The organism is Gaetbulibacter aquiaggeris (assembly GCF_044003965.1).
Lineage (GTDB): Bacteria > Bacteroidota > Bacteroidia > Flavobacteriales > Flavobacteriaceae > Yeosuana > Yeosuana aquiaggeris.
The window spans coordinates 1,280,172-1,302,640 of the sequence record NZ_JBAWKC010000001.1 but is presented as its reverse complement, the minus strand read 5'-3'; the positions used below and the strand labels follow the sequence as shown (position 1 = coordinate 1,302,640).

The following is a 22,469-nucleotide window of genomic DNA, read 5'->3' as shown; positions in this document are numbered from 1 at the left end:
TTTTTAATTATAATTTACTTCTTTTCTAGCTTGCATCATTTCATCAAACTCTTCTTTAGAACCTACTATAATATTGGTGTATTTACGCATACCGGTTCCGGCAGGTATTCTATGACCAACAATTACATTTTCTTTAAGTCCTTCTAGATCATCAATTTTTCCAGCAACAGCAGCTTCGTTAAGAACTTTTGTGGTCTCTTGGAAAGAGGCCGCTGAAATAAAGGATTTAGTTTGAAGTGACGCTCTAGTAATACCCTGCAATATTGGTGTTGCAGTTGCAGGCTTCGCATCTCTAGCTACTATAAGTTTCTTATCTTCTCTAAGTAAAATAGAGTTCTCATCTCTTAACTGTCGTGCATTAAGAATCTGCCCTGCTTTCACAGTAACAGAATCACCAGAATCTTCAACCACTTTTAATCCAAATATTTCATCATTTTGTTCAATGAAATCTGATTTATGAACTAATTGATCTTCTAAGAATAATGTATCACCAGAATCAATAATTCTAACTTTACGCATCATCTGTCTAACAACAACTTCAAAATGCTTGTCATTAATTTTCACACCTTGTAAACGATATACTTCTTGTACTTCATTTACCAAGTATTGTTGCACTGCAGAAGGCCCTTTAATATTTAAAATATCGTCGGGAGTTATTGAACCATCAGAAAGAGGCATACCAGCTTTTACATAATCATTCTCTTGAACAAGAATCTGACTAGATAATTTAACTAAGTATTTTTTAACTTCACCTAACTTAGATTCTACAACAATCTCACGGTTACCTCTCTTAATTTTACCAAAAGAAATAACACCATCAATTTCACTTACAACAGCTGGATTAGAAGGATTACGTGCTTCAAACAATTCAGTTACACGTGGTAAACCTCCAGTAATATCACCAGATTTAGCTGACTTACGTGGAATCTTAACTAAAATCTTACCTACTTTAATTTTCTCACCATCCTCAATCATTAAATGGGCACCAACTGGTAAGTTATAAGATCTTAGAACATTTCCTTTACCATCTTCGATATGAAGCGTTGGTATTAATCTTTTATTTCTTGATTCAGATATTACCTTTTCTTGGAAACCTGTTTGTTCATCAATTTCAACTTGGAAAGTCATCCCCTGCTCAATATTCTCATAAGAAACTTTACCAGCAAATTCAGAAATGATGACACCGTTATATGGATCCCATGAACAAACCACATCTCCTTTACTCAACTCATCACCATTTTTCACAAATACTGTTGAACCGTAAGGAATGTTATTTGTACTTAAAGTAATTCCAGATTTTTTATCGACAAGTTTTAACTCAGAAGTACGAGAAATTACAATATCTATAGATTTTCCTTCACTATCTTCACCTTTAACAGTTTTAAGATCTTCAATTTCAGCTATACCATTAAATTTAACTGCTAATTTATTCTCTTCTGATATGTTTCCTGCAATACCTCCCACGTGGAAAGTACGAAGTGTTAACTGAGTACCTGGCTCTCCAATAGACTGTGCAGCTACTACACCCACAGCTTCTCCTCGTTGAACCATTTTACCGGTTGCCAAATTACGTCCGTAACATTTAGCACAAATACCTTTTAAAGCTTCACAAGTTAATGCAGAACGTACTTCTAAACTTTCAATTGGCGATTCTTCAATTGCTTTTGCAATGTCATCTTCAATTAATTGTCCAGATGATACCAGTAACTCTTCTGTAATTGGGCTATATACATCATTCAATGCTACACGTCCAACAATTCTTTCTTCAAGAGTTTCAACAATTTCATCATTTTTCTTTAATGCTTCAACTTCAACACCTCTTAATGTTCCACAGTCTTCTGTATTAATAATAACATCTTGAGAAACATCAACCAGACGACGGGTTAAATAACCTGCATCGGCAGTTTTAAGCGCTGTATCGGCAAGACCTTTACGAGCACCGTGAGTAGAAATAAAGTATTCTAAAATTGAAAGTCCTTCCTTAAAGTTAGAAAGAATTGGGTTTTCAATAATTTCACCACCACCTGCATTTGACTTTTTAGGTTTAGCCATTAATCCACGCATACCTGTAAGCTGACGAATCTGTTCTTTAGATCCACGAGCCCCAGAATCAAGCATCATATAAACTGAGTTAAACCCTTGCTGGTCTTCACGAATACGTTTCATTGACAATTCAGTCAATGCAGCGTTTGTAGAAGTCCAGATATCAATAACCTGATTATAACGTTCGTTATTAGTTATAAGTCCCATGTTATAGTTAGCCATAATGCCATCTACCTGCTTATTCGCAGCAGCAATCATGTCAGGCTTTTCTGGTGGTATAATAATATCACCTAAACTAAAAGATAATCCCCCTTGGAATGCAAATTTGAATCCTAAGGTTCTGATTTCATCCAAAAATTCAGCCGTTTCAGGAACTGAAGTATATTTTAAAATATTACCAATAATATCTCTTAAAGATTTTTTAGTAAGAACTGCATTAATATATCCAGCTGCAACAGGAACCTTTTGGTTAAATAACACACGTCCAACAGTTGTATTGATAATTGTTGGAGCAAGTTTTCCGTCGGCATTAATATCTAAGGTTCTAACTCTAATAGAAGCATTTAAATCAACTTTCTTTTCATTAAAAGCAATCTCTACTTCTTCTGGAGCATAAAACGTAAGACCTTCCCCTTTTACAGGTGCTTCCGGAGTTGATTTACGTTCTTTGGTCATATAATATAATCCAAGAACCATGTCTTGAGAAGGCACAGTAACCGGTGATCCGTTTGCAGGGTTTAAGATGTTATGAGAAGCCAACATTAATAATTGACATTCTAAAATAGCTTCTGGCCCTAATGGTAAATGTACCGCCATCTGGTCACCATCAAAATCCGCGTTAAATGCAGTACACACTAATGGGTGTAATTGAATCGCTTTTCCTTCAATTAATTTTGGTTGGAATGCCTGAATACCTAATCTATGTAATGTAGGAGCACGGTTTAGCAATACTGGATGTCCTTTTAAAACATTTTCCAATATGTCCCACACTACAGGCTCTCTTTTATCAATGATTTTTTTAGCTGATTTTACTGTTTTTACAATACCTCTTTCAATTAATTTTCTAATTACAAAAGGTTTGTAAAGTTCTGCAGCCATATTTTTTGGTAAACCACACTCAAACAATTTTAATTCTGGTCCAACGACAATTACTGAACGTGCAGAATAATCAACACGCTTTCCTAATAAGTTTTGACGGAAACGTCCTTGTTTCCCTTTTAAGGAATCAGACAAAGATTTTAGTGGTCTGTTTGAATCTGTTTTAACAGCAGATGATTTACGTGTATTGTCAAATAATGAATCCACCGATTCTTGAAGCATACGTTTTTCATTACGTAAAATAACTTCAGGAGCCTTAATTTCAACCAATCTTTTCAAACGGTTGTTTCTAATAATTACTCTACGATATAGGTCATTTAAATCTGACGTTGCAAAACGACCACCATCTAAAGGCACTAACGGACGTAATTCTGGTGGAATTACCGGAATCACTTTCATAATCATCCATTCTGGACGATTTTCTCTATTTTGATTAGATTCACGTAATGATTCGACAACTTGTAAACGTTTTAATGCCTCTGTTTTACGCTGTTTAGACGTTTCTGTATTCGCTTTATGACGTAATTCATAAGACAAGGCTTCTAAATCAATTCTTGATAATAATTCAATCAAACATTCAGCTCCCATTTTTGCAAGGAACTTGTTTGGATCATTATCATCTAAATATTGATTTTCTTGCGGAAGTGTCTCAAGGATATTTAAATACTCCTCTTCTGTTAAGAAATCCATTTGTTGCAATGGCTCTCCATCTACGTTTTTAGCATTACCTGGCTGAATAACTACATATCTTTCGTAGTAGATTATCATATCTAATTTCTTAGAAGGTAATCCTAATAAATAGCCTATTTTATTTGGTAAAGAACGGAAGTACCAGATATGCGCAATTGGCACCACCAAATTGATGTGTCCTACTCTATCACGACGTACTTTCTTTTCAGTGACTTCAACACCACAACGGTCACAAACAATACCTTTGTAGCGAATTCTTTTATATTTCCCACAAGCACATTCGTAGTCTTTCACAGGACCAAAAATACGTTCGCAGAACAAACCATCTCTCTCTGGTTTGTGAGTTCGATAATTGATAGTTTCTGGCTTTAACACCTCCCCTTTAGATTCTGCTAAAATAGATTCTGGTGATGCTAAACCAATGGAGATTTTATTAAATCTCTGTACTGTATTCTTATCTTGTTTTCTTGCCATAATATATGGTGATATCGAATTATTTGTAAACTGTTAGCACATCACTTAAAAAAAGTGATGTGCAATGTATTATTCCTCTAATCTTATGTCTAATCCAAGTCCTTTCAATTCATGCATTAATACATTGAAAGATTCTGGTAGTCCAGGTTCTGGCATTGGTTCTCCTTTAACAATAGCTTCATACGTTTTAGCTCTACCAATAACATCATCAGATTTTACTGTTAAGATTTCACGTAATGTTGAAGAAGCTCCATAGGCTTCAAGTGCCCAAACCTCCATCTCACCAAAACGTTGACCACCAAATTGTGCTTTACCACCAAGAGGTTGCTGTGTGATTAATGAGTAAGGTCCAATTGAACGTGCATGCATTTTATCATCAACCATATGTCCTAATTTCAACATATAGATAACCCCAACAGTTGCTGGTTGATCAAAACGATCTCCAGTACCACCATCGTATAAATACGTATGACCATATCTAGGAATGCCAGCTTCATCTGTAAAACCATTAATTTGATCAATGGTTGCTCCATCAAAAATAGGGGTTGCATAAGTGCGACCTAATTTTTGACCAGCCCAACCTAATACGGTTTCATAAATCTGTCCAATGTTCATACGAGATGGTACACCAAGTGGATTTAATACAATATCAACAGGCGTTCCATCTTCTAAGAAAGGCATATCTTCTTGACGAACAATACGTGCTACAATACCCTTGTTTCCGTGACGTCCAGCCATTTTATCACCTACTTTAAGTTTACGTTTCTTCGCAATATAAACTTTAGCTAGTTTGATAATTCCAGCAGGTAATTCATCACCAACAGAAATAGTAAACTTCTCACGTCTTAAAGATCCTTGTAAATCGTTTTCTTTAATTTTATAATTATGGATCAAGTCAGCTACTAAGTCGTTTGTATGATCATCTGTAGTCCATTTTCCAGATACCAAATGCGCATAATCATCGACAGCATTTAACATTTTAAGTGTGAACTTTTTACCTTTTGGTAATACCTCTTCACCTAAATCATTATAAATACCTTGAGCTGTTTTTCCATTTACAATATTGAATAATTTGTCAATTAAAACATTCTTTAATTCTTCAAATTTAGCATCATAGATCGCCTCAAGTTGTGCGATATCATCCTTATCCTGAGCTCTCTTACGCTTATCTTTAACGGCACGAGCAAATAATTTTTTATCAATTACAACCCCATTTAATGATGGAGAAGCTTTTAAAGACGCATCTTTAACATCTCCAGCCTTATCACCAAAAATGGCACGCAATAATTTTTCTTCAGGAGTTGGATCACTTTCTCCCTTCGGAGTAATTTTTCCAATAAGAATATCACCAGGTTTCACTTCGGCTCCAATACGAATCATACCATTTTCATCCAAATCTTTTGTCGCTTCTTCTGAAACGTTTGGAATATCATTGGTTAATTCTTCATTACCTAACTTAGTGTCTCTTACTTCTAAAGAATATTCATCAATATGAATAGATGTGAAAATATCTTCTCTCACCACTTTTTCAGAAATCACAATGGCATCTTCAAAGTTATACCCTTTCCAAGGCATAAAGGCTACTTTCATGTTTCTACCTAATGCCAACTCACCTTTTTGAGTTGCATAACCTTCACATAACACTTGACCTTTAGTCACTTTATCACCTTTTACCACAATTGGTTTTAGGTTGATACTAGTTCCTTGGTTTGTTTTTCTGAACTTTACAAGAGGATATGATTTAACATCACTGTCAAAACTTACTTTCGCTTCATCTTCAGTACGATTGTACTTAATAATGATCTCAGTAGCATCAACGTATTGCACAACACCATCGCCTTCCGCATTTATTAATACTCTTGAATCTGAAGCTACTTGACGTTCTAATCCAGTTCCAACAATTGGTGCTTGAGGTAATAATAATGGCACTGCTTGACGCATCATGTTTGATCCCATCAATGCTCTGTTCGCATCATCATGTTCCAAAAATGGAATTAATGAAGCCGATATAGAAGAAATTTGATTAGGTGCTACATCCGTAAAATGAAGGTTTGCCGGATCAATTACCGGGAAATCTCCTTCCATTCGTGCAATTACCTTTTCATGCAATATTTTTCCATTATCATCAACCTTAACCGTTGCTTGAGCGATTAATTTTCCTTCCTCTTCTTCAGCACTTAAGTATATAGGAGTGTTTTTAATATCAACTACGCCGTTAGTAACAGGACGGTATGGTGTTTCAATGAATCCCATAGAATTCACTTTTGCATATACAGAAAGTGAAGAAATCAAACCAATGTTCGGTCCTTCTGGGGTTTCAATTGGACATAAACGCCCGTAATGTGTATAATGAACGTCACGAACCTCAAACCCAGCTCTTTCTCTAGATAAACCTCCAGGTCCTAGGGCGGATAAACGACGTTTGTGCGTGATTTCAGCCAATGGATTGGTTTGATCCATAAACTGAGATAACTGGTTAGTACCAAAAAATGAATTAATTACTGAAGACAAGGTCTTAGCATTAATCAAATCTATAGGGGTAAACACTTCGTTATCACGAACGTTCATACGCTCACGAATAGTACGTGCCATACGAGCTAAACCTACACCAAACTGTTGAGATAATTGTTCACCAACAGTACGTACACGACGGTTTGATAAGTGATCAATATCATCAATTTCTGCTTTAGAGTTAATAAGCTCTATTAAATATTTAATAATGGTGATGATATCTTCTTTGGTAAGCACTTGCTTATCCATTCCAATATCAAGACCTAATTTTTTGTTCATTCTGTAACGCCCAACTTCACCTAAAGAGTAACGTTGATCACTAAAGAATAATTTATCTATAATTCCACGCGCTGTTTCCTCATCTGGTGGCTCAGCATTACGTAATTGTCTATAAATATGTTCAACAGCCTCTTTTTCAGAATTTGTTGGATCCTTTTGCAAGGTATTATGTATGATGGCATAATCCCCTTGTTGTGCACTTTCTTTATGTAAAAGAATCGTCTGAACATCAGCTTCTATAATTTCTTCAACATTATCTTTATCAAGAACCGTGTCACGATCAAGTACGATTTCATTACGCTCAATAGAAACCACTTCTCCTGTATCTTCATCTACGAAATCTTCATGCCATGTGTTAAGAACACGGGCAGCAAGCTTGCGACCTAGTACTTTCTTTAATCCAGATTTTGATACTTTTACTTCTTCAGCAAGATCAAAAATCTCTAATATATCTTTATCACGTTCAAAACCTATAGCTCTGAACAATGTTGTAACAGGTAACTTTTTCTTTCTATCAATGTAAGCATACATTACCTGATTAATATCTGTTGCAAATTCTATCCAAGAACCCTTAAATGGAATTACCCTAGCAGAATATAATTTTGTTCCGTTAGCATGGAAAGATTGTCCAAAGAAAACACCTGGTGAACGATGCAATTGTGATACAACAACACGCTCGGCACCATTAATAACAAAAGTACCACTTGGTGTCATATAAGGAATTGTACCTAAATACACATCTTGTACAATGGTTTCAAAATCCTCATGCTCAGGATCAGTACAATACAATTTTAACCTTGCCTTTAGCGGAACGCTATATGTAAGTCCTCTTTCAATACACTCATCAATAGCATATCTTGGTGGGTCTACAAAGTAATCTAAAAATTCTAATACGAATTGATTACGTGAATCTGTAATAGGAAAGTTTTCCATAAAGGTATTATACAGACCTTCATCTCCTCTTTCTTCAGATTTTGTTTCTAATTGGAAAAAATCCTGGAAGGATTTAATCTGAATATCCAGAAAATCTGGGTATTCGGTTCTATTTACAATAGATGAGAAATTTAATCTTTCAGCTTGTGTTGATAACATCAATGGACGGAATTATGATTAAAAAAAATATTTAAAGCGTATCTAATGATTATATACGCAAAATGGTCTAGGTCTTGAAGTTAACCTTCAGACCTAAACCTTTGTATTGTCAGAATGCTAAGCTTACTTAAGCTCAACCTCAGCTCCAGCTTCTTCTAATGAAGCTTTTAATCCTTCTGCTTCGTCTTTAGAAACAGCTTCTTTTACTGGGCTTGGTGCATTATCAACTAGTTCTTTAGCTTCTTTTAAACCTAAACCAGTTAATTCTTTTACTAATTTTACTACAGCTAATTTAGAAGCACCTGCTGCTTTTAAGATTACTGTAAATTCAGTTTGAGCTTCAGCAGCATCTTCACCACCTCCTGCAGGACCAGCAGCAACAGCTACAGCTGCAGCAGCAGGCTCAATGCCATACTCTTCTTTTAAAATAGTAGCTAACTCATTTACTTCTTTTACTGTTAAGTTAACTAATTGTTCTGCGAAATTTTTTAAATCTGCCATTTTTCTATCGTTTTAATAAATTTTTAATTTTAATATAATTGTTATAGTGCGTACTATTTAATGTTATCTCTATTTTTCAGATAACGTTTTTAATATACCTGCCAGTTTACCACCACTTGATTTAAGCGCTGAAACAACATTTTTAGCTGGAGATTGTAGTAATCCTATAATCTCTCCTATCATCTCTTCTTTAGATTTGATATCTACTAAGGCATCTAATTGCTCATCACCAATATAAATCGCTTGTTCAATGAAAGCCCCCTTTAATAAAGGTTTGTCCGATTTTTTACGAAACGCTTTAATGATTTTGGCTGGAGCATTTCCAGTCTCAGAATACATTACAGAGGTATTGCCTTTTAAAACCTTTGGTAAGTCTCCAAAATCTTTATCTGAAGCTTCCATTGCTTTTGCAAGTAATGTATTTTTAATTACTGCTAATTTTACGTTTGATTTAAAACAAATTCGACGTAAATCTGAAGTGCTACCTGCATTTAATCCTGAAATATCTGCTAAATAAATATTAGCATTATCGGCTAATTGTAAAGTTAACTCTTCAATTACTTGTGATTTTTCTTCTCTTGTCATAATAAAAGTTTTTAACTAATTAACCAACTTTAGGATCAACAGCAACACTTGGACTCATAGTACTAGAGATATAAATACTCTTTACATAAGTTCCTTTAGATGCAGTTGGCTTTAATTTAATTAATGTATGTATTAGTTCATTTGCATTACCTGCAATTTTATCAGCACTAAATGATGCTTTTCCTATTGGTGCATGTACAATACCTGTTTTATCAACTTTAAAGTCAATTTTACCAGCTTTTACTTCTGTAACAGCTTTTGCTACATCCATAGTAACTGTACCTGTTTTTGGGTTTGGCATTAAGCCACGTGGACCTAATATACGTCCTAAGGGACCTAATTTACCCATAACACTTGGCATTGTAATAATAACATCAACATCTGTCCAACCATTTTTGATCTTATCCAGATATTCATCTAATCCAACATAGTCAGCACCAGCTTCTTTAGCTTCTGCTTCTTTATCTGGTGTTACTAATGCTAAAACTTTCATGTCTTTACCAGTACCATGAGGTAATGATACAACACCTCTTACCATCTGATTCGCTTTTCTAGGATCGACTCCTAATTTTACAGCGATATCTACAGAGGCATCAAATTTAGTAAACGTAATATCCTTTACTAATGCTGATGCTTCGTTAATAGAATAAAGTTTTCCTTTTTCTATTTTTGCTAAAGCTTCTTTTTGCTTTTTTGTTAATCTTGCCATTTCTTAATGTCTTTAATAGATTAATTTGGTGCGTTTCCGGTTACGGTTATACCCATAGACCTTGCGGTACCTGCAATCATTCTCATAGCTGACTCAATTGTAAATGCATTTAAATCTACCATTTTGTCTTCTGCTATAGTCTTGATTTGATCCCATGAAACTTTAGCTACTTTTTTTCGGTTTGGTTCTCCTGAACCTTTCTTTAACTTGGCCGCTTCTAATAATTGTACTGCAGCTGGAGGAGTTTTAATTACAAAGTCAAATGATTTGTCTTTGTAAACCGTGATAGCCACAGGTAATACTTTACCTGGCTTATCTTGTGTTCTAGCATTAAATTGCTTACAGAACTCCATAATGTTAACTCCAGCAGCACCTAAAGCGGGTCCAACCGGTGGCGACGGATTCGCAGCACCTCCCCGAACTTGTAACTTAACTACTTTACTAATTTCTTTTGCCATTTTAAATAATTTAATTTGATACGCTTCTTAAAATGAAGCTGAAGAGCGTATCGATATATTTGTGTAACAATTATTATACTTTTTCTACTTGCATAAAACTTAATTCTAATGGTGTTTTTCTTCCGAAGATTTTTACCATTACTTCCAGCTTACGCTTCTCTTCATTAATTTTCTCAATCGTTCCATCAAAACCATTAAATGGTCCATCTATAACTTTAACGGTTTCACCTTTCGTAAATGGTATTGACACATTAGAATCTGCATCCACCGCCAATTCATCAACTTTACCTAACATTCTATTCACTTCAGATTGTCTTAACGGCACCGGATCACCACCTTTAGTTTCTCCTAAAAAGCCAATAACATTTGTTACAGATCTAATAATGTGAGGCACTTCTCCAGTCAAGTTGGCTTGAATCATAATATATCCAGGAAAGAAAACTTTTTCTTTATGAATTTTTTTTCCGTTTCTTATTTGAATAACTCTTTCTGTAGGAACTAATACTTGATCAACATAATCTTGAAGACCTAAACGAGCAATCTCATTCTCTATGTAAGTCTTAATTTTATTTTCTTGACCACTTACGGCTCTAACTACATACCATTTTTTACCACCTGCTTCAGACATAGAATTTAATTTTACTGTTAATTAATTAATTGAAAGTAAAACGCTATCACTTTACTGAATACAGTATCAACGCCCCAAATTGCCAAAGAAAAAATAATTGAAAATACAGCCACTAAAACTGTTAAACTCTGAGCCTCAGCCCAAGGTGTCCAACTTACATTGTTTTTAAGCTCTCCAAATGATTCTTTGATATAATTTACAATTCCAGTCATTTATTTTCTTTATTAGAAAGGTTCAAAATTTATTCTTTATGAATAAATTCCTTTTATCTCATTTTTAACTTCTGAAATTTTTACAATTCAAAAGATATAATTTTCCAAGCACGGGTTGAGAGACTCGAACTCCCGACACCTGGTTTTGGAGACCAGTGCTCTACCAACTGAGCTAAACCCGTAAATATAAGTCAAGGTATTCCGTTTTATACGGAATACCTTAACTTCTTATTTTACTAAATTAATTAGTCTAAAATCTCAGTTACCTGACCAGCACCTACAGTTCTACCTCCTTCACGGATAGCGAAACGTAGACCAAGATTCATTGCAATTGGTTGAATTAAATCAACAGTAATTGTCAAGTTATCTCCAGGCATAACCATTTCTACGCCAGATGGTAAAGAAATAGTTCCAGTTACGTCAGTTGTACGCACATAAAATTGTGGACGATAGTTATTATGGAATGGCGTATGACGACCACCTTCTTCTTTTTTCAAGATATAAACCTCAGCTTTAAATTTAGCATGTGGTGTTACAGAACCTTTTTTACAGATAACCATACCTCTAGATATTTGAGTTTTCTCAATACCTCTTAATAAGATACCTACGTTATCTCCAGCTTCACCTCTATCCAAAATTTTACGGAACATTTCAACTCCAGTAATTGTAGAAGTCAATTTTTCAGCACCCATACCAATAATGTCAACAACATCTCCAGTATTAGCAATTCCAGTTTCGATACGACCTGTAGCAACAGTTCCACGACCAGTAATTGAGAATACATCTTCTATTGGCATTAAGAATGGTTTTTCAACATCACGTACTGGTAATTCAATCCATGAATCAACAGCTTCCATTAATTGCATCACTGTATCAACCCATTTATCTTCACCATTTAAAGCACCTAAAGCAGAACCAGCAATAACAGGACCATTATCTCCATCATACTCATAGAAACTTAATAAGTCTCTGATTTCCATTTCTACTAACTCTAGTAACTCATCATCATCAACCATATCCACTTTGTTCATGAAAACAACCATACGTGGAATACCTACTTGACGACCTAATAAGATGTGCTCACGAGTTTGTGGCATAGGACCATCAGTAGCCGCAACCACTAAAATAGCACCATCCATTTGAGCAGCACCAGTTACCATGTTCTTAACGTAATCCGCGTGACCTGGACAGTCAACGTGTGCATAGTGACGGTTTGCAGTTGAATACTCAACGTGTGATGTATTAATAGTAATACCTCTTTCTTTTTCTTCAGGAGCGTTATCGATAGAATCGAAACTTCTCATTTCAGACAATCCTGCTTTCGCTAATACAGTTGTAATAGCTGCAGTTAAAGTTGTTTTACCGTGATCAACGTGTCCAATTGTACCAATATTTAAGTGTGGTTTGGAACGATCAAAATTTGCCTTTGCCATGTTTAATTTATTTAATCTTAGTTATATAATAATATTAGTGTCTATTTTTAAAACTTTGATAGAGCCAATGACGGGAATTGAACCCGTGACCTCTTCCTTACCAAGGAAACGCTCTACCCCTGAGCTACACCGGCTTTAAAAAAGAGCGGGAGACCGGGTTCGAACCGGCGACATTCAGCTTGGAAGGCTGACGCTCTACCAACTGAGCTACTCCCGCAATTAATTACAAAATCCAATGTTTAAAATGTGGGGAGAGCAGGATTCGAACCTGCGAAGGTGAAACCAACAGATTTACAGTCTGTCCTCGTTGGCCGCTTGAGTATCTCCCCAATTAAAAACTTTTCACTCTATTTAAAGAACTTGAGCCGATAGAGGGACTCGAACCCACGACCTGCTGATTACAAATCAGCTGCTCTAGCCAGCTGAGCTACATCGGCTTTTTCTTGCTTTTTTCACATAAAAAAAGCCCGCTATTTCTAACGGACTGCAAATGTATAGAATTATTTTTTTAATCAAAACATTTTTCAATAAATTTTATTACAAATGTGGCCTTAATTTTTCTTTTCTCTTTTTTAATTGTCTTTCTAAGGAAGCTACAGCCATATCTACACCTTCTTCAAAGGTTTTGCATTGCTTTTTTACTACTAAACTATCTCCAGGCACACTTACTCTCGCTTCAAATATTTTATTTTCTTTATCACTTGTGTTTTCAACTTTTAAAAAAACATCCGAAGAAATGATTTTATCATAAAATAAATCCAACTTATCCATACGCTTTTGAACAAAATCTATCAGTTTCTGATCTGCATTAAAATTCACTGATTGCGTGTTTACTTTCATACTTTTTATTTTTCGGTTAGACAATAATTATTGCTGTTCTATTTTTTACTCCTAGGGTGCGCATTCACATGTACTTTTTTTAACTCTGCTATACTATTATGTGTATAAACCTGAGTAGCAGCTAAACTTGAATGTCCTAAAAGTTCTTTAACAGCATTTAAATCAGCACCTTGATTCAGCAAATGTGTTGCAAAAGAATGCCTTAATATATGTGGGCTCTTTTTTACCTTTGAAGATGCTATACTAAAATAATCATTTATTATTCTGTAAACAAGTGTTTCATATATTTTAACTCCCTTTTTTGTTAAAAACAAACGATCATTATCATATATAAATTCAAGACCATCTCGTGATTTCAAGTATTGATTCATTGTTTCTAGAACTGGCTTGATTAAAGGCACAATACGTTCTTTATTACGTTTTCCTAATACCTTTAAAGTTTTATTATTAAAATCAACACTGTTTAGTTTTAATTCAACCAATTCTATGCGTCTAATACCAGTTGAGTAAAAGAGTTCAATAATTAACCTGTTGCGTATTCCTTCAAAATCATCTTCAAAATGCAATTCATCAAGCACCATATTTATCTCGGCCTCTGAAAAAGGTATTTGAATTTTTTTGCTTGTTTTTAATGCCTTATGTTTTGCTAATGGATTAGCTTGAATCTCACCTATCTTCATCAAAAATTTATAATAGGTGTTTAATGAAGACATTTTCCTGTTGATACTTCTATTTGAAATATTGCTTTCAACCAGAAAAACTATCCAATTCCTTATTTGTGGATAATTAATACTTTGTATATCACTTGAAGCATACTCCTCTTTAATGAATTTTTTAAAACTTTCTAAATCATTTTCATAAGCAGAAACTGTAAGTTTTGAGTATTTTTTTTCTAACAGTAAATAATCTGTAAATGAATTAAATGACATTTATGGAAATTTTAGGCACAAAGCTAAATGTACAAAGTTTTATTGGTATTTGGAGTGAGATCAAAAAAAATCCCGCTAGACGCGGGATTTCATTTTATATAAGTACTGTAGATTATATATCTTCAGCATCTCTTAATCCTTGAATGTATTGAGCTTTTTGAATTTGAGCTCTACGTTCAACAGAAGGCTTTGTAAATTGCTTACGAGCTTGTAACTGACGTTTTGTTCCAGTCTTATCAAACTTTCTTTTAAAACGCTTTAACGCTCTATCTATATTTTCTCCTTCTTTAATTGGTATTATTAACATAGTGTCTTAACCTCCTCTCTTTTAAATTTCGGTCTGCAAATATAAAAACTAATTAATAATTAACAATTAAATTTTAAAAAATTATGTTGCTGGTTTATATTCTTTTTTATCGATTATAATTTTAGCCAAAATTTCTCTAAGTATTTCTGAGGTCCCTCCTCCTATTGGTCCCAATCTGCTATCTCTTAAAAGACGAGCCATTGGATAATTTTCCATATAACCATAACCTCCTAAAAATTGTAAGCATTGATAAATTACATCATCAGCCATTTTAGTTGATTTTAATTTGGACATGGTAGCCTCTTTTACCACATACTGATTTTTATTCAATCTGTATGCCACTGAGTAATTAAACTCTTTACATATTTCCATTTCAGTATATAAATCTGCTATATTATGCCTCAGCGCTTGAAACTTATCAATTGATCTTCCAAAAGCTTCTCTTTCAGACATATATTGTAACGCATATTCTAAAGCAAATTCAGCTCGCGCATGTGCATTGATTCCCATAATTAGCCGTTCCAAAGAAAAGTGTTGCATAATATATCCAAAACCTCCATTCTCATCTCCTAAAAGATTAGTGAGAGGCACTTTAACATTATCAAATGCAATTTCACCGGTATCTGAAGCTCTCCAACCTAATTTATCTAGTTTAGTAGCCGACAAACCTTCAGATTCTCTATCTACTACAAAAATACTGATCCCTTTATTTCCTAATTCTGGACTTGTTTTTGCTGCAACTATCAAATAATCGCTGTAAAACCCATTGGTAATAAAGGTCTTTGAACCATTTAATATATAATGATCTCCTTGTTTAACAGCTGTTGATCGCATTCCTGCCACATCGCTTCCACCAAAAGGCTCTGTTATGCATAAACAACCGATTTTATCTCCAGAAATACTTGGCGTTAAATAACGTTGTTTCATATCATGATTACCTTCTTTATTAAGATGCGTCATTGCTAAATAAACATGAGCCCAAATGGCAGCCGCAAAGCCACCAGAATTAATTTTTTGAAGCTCTTCTAACAGAATGACCGCATAAAAAAGATCTAAGTTTAAACCACCATAGGCTTCTGGGTATGAAATTCCAAAAAAACCCATATCGCCAAATTTCTTCCAAATAAACCTATCTATAGTTCCGGACTTTTCCCATTTTTCAATATGTGGGACAACCTCCTTTTTTAAAAAATCTTGAATACTCTCTCTAAAAAGTTTATGTTCTTCGGTGAAGTACAAACTATTCATAAGCCTTAATTTTTGTTTTTTTTAATCGAGGGACAAATATAATTTAATTATCTCGATTTTATTTACAGGGAAGTCTTTAACTTTTGTTAATTCGTCTATAGATTTATAACCTTCTCGAAGTTGCCTTTGCTCTATAATATTATAAGCAACCTCATAATCTATATGTTGTATAGTTACTAGCTGATCAACGGTGGCTGTATTTAAATTTATTTTTTGGATTTGTCTTGGAGTTTTGACTGTAAATTCATTGGTTATTTTTTCAATGACTTCTGGTGTTAATCCATTGACATCTTGCAATTGTACATCAGCTATAAACCCACCACCAAATTTACTTCTTAGCTTTATTATTTGCTCTGAATAATACGCTCCAATACCGTTTATGGTTTGTAATTGTTCTGCAGTGGCTTTATTTAAATCCTTTTTTTCTGCGAAAGTTTTTGTTTTATTATTTGAATATGAATTATTTTGTTTTGGACTGGTAACCCATTCCGGAAATTTAAAATAAGGTGAGATTTGATTTAATAAAGAATCTGAAACTTTGGTCACCTCTTGAAATTGTTTTATCGAATTAATCCAATCTCCTTGATCTCTAAACCTTAATAACCTGTCAATTTCATCAGTACTCATTCCTAAAGTATAACCTTTATAATCGGTAATATAATTTGGATTAAAAGGGTAAATCTTTAGAGCACTTTCTTCTCTCTCAATTTGTTTTAAAGAATCTATTTCCTGTTCATACCTTTTTAATTCCTCAGTATTGACTGGGTATTCTGAATTAGAAAAATCGACAAAAAAATAAATACATTGTAATGTCACAATGATTATAACCAATAAAAAAATCCCATTCCGTTGACTTTTAGAAAACTTGAAATGGGATTTCATTTTAAAACAAATTTATTGTTACATGTGTTTCGTAATATCAACTGCGCCGTCCTGAATCGCTTCCTTTTTAATTGAAATAGCATCCAGATATCGTTTCATCTCTTTTTTAACTCTTGGGAATAAAAATAACAATCCTATCATATTTGGGAATACTAAAGCCAAAATCATGGCATCTGAGAATTTAATAACCGCATCCAACGTTGCAGCAGCACCAATAACCACAAATAATAAAAATAAAACTTTATAAACTAAATCAGCTGTTTTACCCTTTCCAAACAAATATTTCCATGATTGCAGTCCATAATACGACCAAGAAATCATTGTTGAAAACGCAAATAGCACAATAGCAATTGTAAGCACATAAGAAAAATGTGGAATCACTGAATCAAATGCCAATGAGGTTAAATCAACACCACTGATAGGTAGTTCTGTAGCTTTTAAAATAACGCTACTACCGTGTGCTGCAGTATAGTCAAATACAGATTGTGGATCAGTACCATTAATATTAAAGAAAATAATAACCAAAGCGGTCATGGTACAAATTACAACCGTATCAATAAATGGTTCTAGTAAAGCAACCACTCCTTCTGAAGCCGGATATTTAGTTCGTACTGCTGAATGTGCAATTGCTGCTGAACCAGCACCTGCCTCATTTGAGAAAGCTGCTCTTTGGAACCCAACAATTAAAACTCCAACGAGTCCACCTAGGCCAGCCATTGGCGAAAACGCCCCGTCAATTATTAATGAGAACGCCAAACCGATATCACTAAAGTTAGCGAAAATGATTATTAAGGAAGCAACAATATATAAACCTGCCATGAAAGGCACAATTTTTTCTGTAATACTAGCAATACGCTTTATACCACCAATAATTACAACACCTACCACTATTGCCAGGATTATTCCGATAATAAAACCTGAAGAACCACCTGTTAAACCTAATAAGGAAGAAATTTGAACAGCTGCCTGATTAGATTGAAAAGCGTTGCCACCTCCAAAAGAAGCCCCTACGCAAAGTAAGGCGAAAATAAAAGCCAGAATTTTTCCAAAGGTTGCGAATCCCTTTTCTTTTAATCCTTTTGACAGATAATACATGGGGCCCCCATAAACCGTTCCGTCCTTACCAATATCTCTATATGTTACTCCTAAGGTACATTCAACAAATTTAGTAGACATTCCCAGTAATCCACAGACTATCATCCAAAAAGTAGCACCTGGTCCACCAAGACCTATAGCCACCGCAACACCCGCAATATTTCCTAAACCTACCGTACCAGAAACTGCCGTTGCTAAAGCCTGAAAATGACTCACTTCGCCATGCGCACTTTCATCTCTTATGGTATCAGGAATATCTTCAAGAGCTAAAGCTTCATCATTATTATAAAGTTTATCCACACCATGCTTTTCAATATCAACGTATTTACCACGCACTGTACTTATAGCAGTCCAAAACTTAGTAATACTTGGAAATTTAAAATAAATCGTAAAAAATGTTGCCCCAAATACTAACAGAAGTACTACAAAAGGAATATGATATTCTCCTAGAGGAACTTTTGTTAAAACAAATCCTTCCCACCACGTTGCAATAGGCATAAAGGCATCATTTATTTTTTCATCAAGCCCCTTTTCAACAGACTCTTGAGCAAAAATTAGATACGGTAAAAATAAAGTGACAATGGAAAGAAAATATTTCTTCATAAGGATCGGGTGTTAGTTAGTTTTTAATTGAATAATTAATATTAAAAGCAGGCAAGATGCTAAAAATAATTCATTTTTTAAAACATCTGTTGTTAAAATAAAGATTTCAATTAATTAATGTTGTATTCCGTATTGAGGCCTTCTATTTGTTCTGGTCTGCCTAAAACAATTATTTTAGATTTAGGAGTTAATTTAAGATCAGCCTCTGGATTTACTATGTATTCACCATTTTCATCTTTATAACCAATAACCGTACAACCCGTTTTTCTTCTTAAATCTAAATCCTTAATTGTTTTTACTTCTTTGGTATTATATAATTTTTCTACGGCAACCTCTTCAATATTGATATTCGTTTTACCAACGATAGATAAATTATCAAGAAATTCCATTAAACCAGGAACCACAACTAGAGAAGCCATGTGGTCACCACCAATTTTATCAGGTAAGATCACATTATTAGCACCTGCAAGTTTTAATTTTTCATAAGAAGATTCCTGAGAGGCTCTGCTTATAATATTTATGTTTTTATTAATCTGTCTCGTTGAAAGTACCACAAAAAGATTGTCTGCATCACTAGGTAAGGCTGATATAAAGCAAGAGGCTCTATCAACACCCGCCTGCAATAAAATATCGTCTTCATTGGCATTACCTATTACATAGGGCACATTATCTGATTGTAATCTTTCAAGCAAATCTTTATCCTTTTCTATAACAACAAACGGTTTTTTATAAGCTGCTAATTTAGTTGCTGCCTGTTTTCCATTTCTTCCATAACCACAAATAATGATATGGTTTTTTAAACTATCAATCAATTTTTGCATCTTTTTTTGATTTAATTCGTCAACATTATTTTTACTCAAAATATATTCAGTGATAACAGATAAGGCGTAACCAACTATTACAATACTTATTAAAATTAAAAAAACAGTAAATATTTTTGATTCATTGTCTAGGGGAACAACCTCACCAAAACCCACTGTTGTTATGGTAATAACAGTCATATACAAGGCATCAATCCAGGAATAATCTGAAACCACTTTAAAGCCTACAATACCAATAGTCAATAAGGCGAATAATAAAAATACTGCGGTGTAAATCTTTTTTTTAAAAAAAAACAAAAGTGGATTCATAAATCAAATACAGATGAGCGTTTAGTATACAATAAATCTTTAATACCCATCCAAAATGCAATAAACACATAGAGCGCAAAACCAAACCCAACAGTCACAAAGGTTAAATATATAAACGACGTTCTAACTATTTTTGCCCTAATACCTAATCTATCTGCGATACGCTGACACACATAGTAACCGTGTTTTTGAAAATATAATAAGATTCTATAAAATATATTCATTAGTTAATTTTTATTGCTTCCTAATGGTTGTTGAAATGTCATTATTAAAACGCAGCATACTTACCACTTTGTTAAGAGACATTTCACGCCGCAAATTAATGATTTCCTGTTAATATTGCACTACCTATCGCACATTGTAAACACCTATTTTTAATACAATATTCATTTTTTAGTTCAATTAAGCCCTGAGATTGTAAAGCAGTAGAAGAAACTGGTTTTAAAGACTCAAATTTTTCTACTATAGTATTTGCTTCTGAAGGTATTTGCTCAACCAAACTAATAATTTCGTCATTTATAGTTTCCCCGGTTTGCATGGCATAATTAAACTTTATTGGAATTATCGTATTGATCAATAATAAATTTATAAATGATTTTGTCAATGGTTTTTTTGCTGATTTTGAACCTTTCCCAAAGGTGTAATGCGATTCCCAATAAGATGAAGCAGCGACTGAAAACAAATCATAAAATTCATTTAAATTTTGGCAATCAACGACTTGTGAAAACAGATTTTGAGATTGGTGATATAAACCGGCAAACTGTGATAACCGTATCGTTGGAAAATTAGGAGGCCGTAATCTGAAAAACTGAATAGGCATCACGTTTTGGTTTGATAACTTAAATTTGTGTTTTAAAAAATGATATTCTTGAACCAGATTTAAATAATACGCCTCTTCAATATCATCTTCCAGCAAACCTGCCTGACCAAATAAAAGCGCCTCTAAAGCGGTTTGATTAGACTGTAATTTTCTAATTATTGAAAAGTCTATAGCTTTTGCCATGCTAAAAAAAGCTTCTCCATTTACTTTAAGTCCAAAGTTTTTGGCAAGCATATTAAACAGCACAGCTTCCCAGTTGTTTTTTGAATCGGCTAAAAGCTGATTGATACTTTCCGTTTTTCTTTCCAATCGTTCCAGATACAATCGTTCCAGCCAGTTTTTAAAAATAAAATTATCAACTCCGTAAAAATCGTTTTCACAATTAATCCATTTTTGAGATTTTGAAAATAATTTTTCATAATTATTTAAAGCGGTTTTAGAAACATAATGCTTTATCTCCAGCGTTGGAATCAACGAATTATCTTTTCTAAACACCTCGGTGTCATGCTCCCATACCACATGCAGAATGACATTATCATAATTGGAATCTGTTTCATGATTGTGTACATACCAGTCTGATGCCTTTACATGAATCTCAACCATGCCAGCCCATAGTTGATTGCCAATGTTTAGTTGTGCATTAAAAAAATCAGGACCCGTATTTTCATTATAAGTTCCTACAGAAATAATTGAAATAGATTCATTACCCGTAGTTTGTAAATTTGAAGTATCAAATTTTTTATGCTGCCATAAGTAATGTAAAAAGTCTTCTTGCATATTACTAAGCTAATAAAAGGAATGAGAATTAAATCTAAATTATTTATTTTTTCTATTTTTTTATTTTGGCTCAACCTATTTAATAAAAGTGAAGTCTAAATTATAAAATATTCAAGTCCTTAAACACCCTTATAAGTATTCCTTTAAAATTAATAACAAAATTTTAAAATTTTGAACTAGGTTATAATTTTTACTTTCCTTCTCTAGTTAAAACTGCACCCAACTTAAAAAGAAACAATTTCTTTAAATTTCTAATTGGTTATTTAATAGATTTTAGATAATGACTACAACAACACCCTAATTTCACGTAAATTGAGTTGATTTTGTCAGATATAACCGCTAACTTTGCTTAGGGTATAACGTTAAACACTAAGATGTTACATGCAAATAATCGTCAGTTTTTAATTGAAAAATACTACATATATCAATTCTAAAACACTAAAAAATGTCTACAGAAGTTGTAATCATTATTGTTGGGGCTATATTAGTTCTCCTTGCCATTGGAGATAGCATAAAACCTCTTGGTCTATTAAATGCAAAATTGAGAATTCCATTGGGTGCCATCGGTATTTTATTGATCATTTATGGCGGTTACTCTTATGGGTCTATTCATCTTCAAGGTCAAATTGAACAAGTCGCAGTTGGCAAAAAATCACCAATTCAGTACCCAATTGAAAAGGTTCAAGTCATATCGCCGGTTGCAGGTGATTCTGTTAAATGCCGAATTTTAACCATGGGCGTTTACCCAAATTCACATGATAAAGATATTTGGGTATTATTAAAACCCTCTAATAATAAATATTATCCGCAATCAGATCATACTAACACCTCCTATAAAAGGGATGGAGAATGGCAAGTTATTACCAGATTTGGTGGAGATAAAGGAGAGTCCTATGACATCATTGTTTATGAAACTGATTCAATAGCATCTCAATTTTTTAGTAAAACCATTCAAGACTGGAAAGACGCACTTTTATATCCTGGTCTTGAATTTGAAGAGCTTCCTGAAGGCGCCAAGGAAGTTGACAGACTGGCTGTGTATTTAAAAAATGGCTGTAGAGGCGTATTTTAAACACTTATGCGCAAACAATAATTTCCATAGTACAAAACATAGGAATTGGGTTC

At 33.8% G+C, this 22,469-nt stretch carries 19 protein-coding genes and 5 tRNA genes; 1 reads left to right on the top strand and 23 read right to left on the bottom strand.

Going from position 1 to position 22,469, the window contains the following annotated elements; translation table 11 throughout:
• Positions 1 to 3 precede the first annotated feature (3 nt).
• The 23 genes from rpoC to V8G56_RS05490 form a co-directional block, all read right to left on the bottom strand.
• The gene (gene rpoC, locus V8G56_RS05600) at positions 4 to 4,305 is read right to left on the bottom strand and encodes a DNA-directed RNA polymerase subunit beta' (protein ID WP_395437440.1); all 4,302 of its coding nucleotides are present in this window, start codon (positions 4,303 to 4,305) and stop codon (positions 4 to 6) included.
• A gap of 69 nt (positions 4,306 to 4,374) precedes the next feature.
• A complete protein-coding gene (gene rpoB / locus V8G56_RS05595) occupies positions 4,375 to 8,187 on the bottom strand; it encodes a DNA-directed RNA polymerase subunit beta (protein ID WP_395437439.1) in 3,813 nt (1,270 codons plus the stop codon).
• 123 nt (positions 8,188 to 8,310) lie between these two features.
• Positions 8,311 to 8,688: a 50S ribosomal protein L7/L12 gene (gene rplL, locus V8G56_RS05590; RefSeq protein ID WP_331630875.1), complete on the bottom strand. Its 378-nt coding sequence runs from the start codon at positions 8,686 to 8,688 to the stop codon at positions 8,311 to 8,313.
• 69 nt (positions 8,689 to 8,757) lie between these two features.
• Positions 8,758 to 9,273: a 50S ribosomal protein L10 gene (gene rplJ, locus V8G56_RS05585; RefSeq protein WP_331630877.1), complete on the bottom strand. Its 516-nt coding sequence runs from the start codon at positions 9,271 to 9,273 to the stop codon at positions 8,758 to 8,760.
• Positions 9,274 to 9,292: 19 nt separating this feature from the next.
• Positions 9,293 to 9,982 carry a 50S ribosomal protein L1 gene (gene rplA / locus V8G56_RS05580; RefSeq protein ID WP_331630879.1) on the bottom strand — a complete coding sequence of 230 codons (690 nt, stop codon included), beginning with the start codon at positions 9,980 to 9,982 and terminating at the stop codon, positions 9,293 to 9,295.
• Positions 9,983 to 10,002: 20 nt separating this feature from the next.
• Positions 10,003 to 10,440 carry a 50S ribosomal protein L11 gene (gene rplK, locus V8G56_RS05575; RefSeq protein WP_395437438.1) on the bottom strand — a complete coding sequence of 146 codons (438 nt, stop codon included), beginning with the start codon at positions 10,438 to 10,440 and terminating at the stop codon, positions 10,003 to 10,005.
• A gap of 73 nt (positions 10,441 to 10,513) precedes the next feature.
• Positions 10,514 to 11,068 (bottom strand): transcription termination/antitermination protein NusG, encoded by a 555-nt coding sequence (gene nusG / locus V8G56_RS05570; protein ID WP_331630883.1) that lies wholly within the window; start codon positions 11,066 to 11,068, stop codon positions 10,514 to 10,516.
• 17 nt (positions 11,069 to 11,085) lie between these two features.
• Positions 11,086 to 11,280 (bottom strand): preprotein translocase subunit SecE, encoded by a 195-nt coding sequence (gene secE / locus V8G56_RS05565; RefSeq protein ID WP_395437437.1) that lies wholly within the window; start codon positions 11,278 to 11,280, stop codon positions 11,086 to 11,088.
• A 109-nt stretch (positions 11,281 to 11,389) separates the two neighbouring features.
• Positions 11,390 to 11,462, bottom strand: a tRNA-Trp gene (locus V8G56_RS05560).
• 63 nt (positions 11,463 to 11,525) lie between these two features.
• Positions 11,526 to 12,713 (bottom strand): elongation factor Tu, encoded by a 1,188-nt coding sequence (gene tuf / locus V8G56_RS05555; protein ID WP_395437436.1) that lies wholly within the window; start codon positions 12,711 to 12,713, stop codon positions 11,526 to 11,528.
• Between the two features lie 62 nt (positions 12,714 to 12,775).
• Positions 12,776 to 12,847, bottom strand: a tRNA-Thr gene (locus V8G56_RS05550).
• A 10-nt stretch (positions 12,848 to 12,857) separates the two neighbouring features.
• A tRNA-Gly gene (locus V8G56_RS05545) sits at positions 12,858 to 12,930 on the bottom strand.
• 30 nt (positions 12,931 to 12,960) lie between these two features.
• Positions 12,961 to 13,042 (bottom strand) — tRNA-Tyr (locus V8G56_RS05540).
• A 34-nt stretch (positions 13,043 to 13,076) separates the two neighbouring features.
• Positions 13,077 to 13,150 (bottom strand) — tRNA-Thr (locus V8G56_RS05535).
• Positions 13,151 to 13,250: 100 nt separating this feature from the next.
• Positions 13,251 to 13,553, bottom strand: a complete 303-nt coding sequence (gene hpf, locus V8G56_RS05530) for a ribosome hibernation-promoting factor, HPF/YfiA family (RefSeq protein ID WP_331630889.1) — start codon at positions 13,551 to 13,553, stop codon at positions 13,251 to 13,253.
• 38 nt (positions 13,554 to 13,591) lie between these two features.
• A complete protein-coding gene (locus V8G56_RS05525) occupies positions 13,592 to 14,482 on the bottom strand; it encodes a tyrosine-type recombinase/integrase (RefSeq protein WP_395437435.1) in 891 nt (296 codons plus the stop codon).
• 112 nt (positions 14,483 to 14,594) lie between these two features.
• Complete coding sequence (gene rpsU, locus V8G56_RS05520) at positions 14,595 to 14,789, bottom strand: 30S ribosomal protein S21 (protein ID WP_117176144.1); 195 nt, start codon at positions 14,787 to 14,789, stop codon at positions 14,595 to 14,597.
• Positions 14,790 to 14,870: 81 nt separating this feature from the next.
• Positions 14,871 to 16,037, bottom strand: a complete 1,167-nt coding sequence (locus V8G56_RS05515; RefSeq protein ID WP_395437434.1) for an acyl-CoA dehydrogenase family protein — start codon at positions 16,035 to 16,037, stop codon at positions 14,871 to 14,873.
• Between the two features lie 21 nt (positions 16,038 to 16,058).
• Positions 16,059 to 16,919: a ComEA family DNA-binding protein gene (locus V8G56_RS05510; protein WP_395437433.1), complete on the bottom strand. Its 861-nt coding sequence runs from the start codon at positions 16,917 to 16,919 to the stop codon at positions 16,059 to 16,061.
• A gap of 18 nt (positions 16,920 to 16,937) precedes the next feature.
• Positions 16,938 to 18,617 carry an alanine/glycine:cation symporter family protein gene (locus V8G56_RS05505; RefSeq protein ID WP_395437432.1) on the bottom strand — a complete coding sequence of 560 codons (1,680 nt, stop codon included), beginning with the start codon at positions 18,615 to 18,617 and terminating at the stop codon, positions 16,938 to 16,940.
• 110 nt (positions 18,618 to 18,727) lie between these two features.
• The gene (locus V8G56_RS05500) at positions 18,728 to 19,747 is read right to left on the bottom strand and encodes a potassium channel family protein (RefSeq protein WP_395437431.1); all 1,020 of its coding nucleotides are present in this window, start codon (positions 19,745 to 19,747) and stop codon (positions 18,728 to 18,730) included.
• On the bottom strand, positions 19,744 to 19,971 hold the full coding sequence (locus V8G56_RS05495) for a PspC domain-containing protein (protein WP_395437430.1): 228 nt from the start codon (positions 19,969 to 19,971) through the stop codon (positions 19,744 to 19,746). The genes V8G56_RS05500 and V8G56_RS05495 overlap by 4 nt, the downstream gene beginning before the upstream one ends.
• Before the next feature lie 95 nt (positions 19,972 to 20,066).
• Entirely contained in the window at positions 20,067 to 21,344 is a 1,278-nt protein-coding gene (locus tag V8G56_RS05490) for a DUF2851 family protein (RefSeq protein ID WP_395437429.1), read from the bottom strand.
• Positions 21,345 to 21,789: 445 nt separating this feature from the next.
• Between V8G56_RS05490 and V8G56_RS05485 the strand changes: the two genes are divergently transcribed.
• Positions 21,790 to 22,416 (top strand): hypothetical protein, encoded by a 627-nt coding sequence (locus tag V8G56_RS05485; protein WP_395437428.1) that lies wholly within the window; start codon positions 21,790 to 21,792, stop codon positions 22,414 to 22,416.
• Positions 22,417 to 22,469 lie beyond the last annotated feature (53 nt).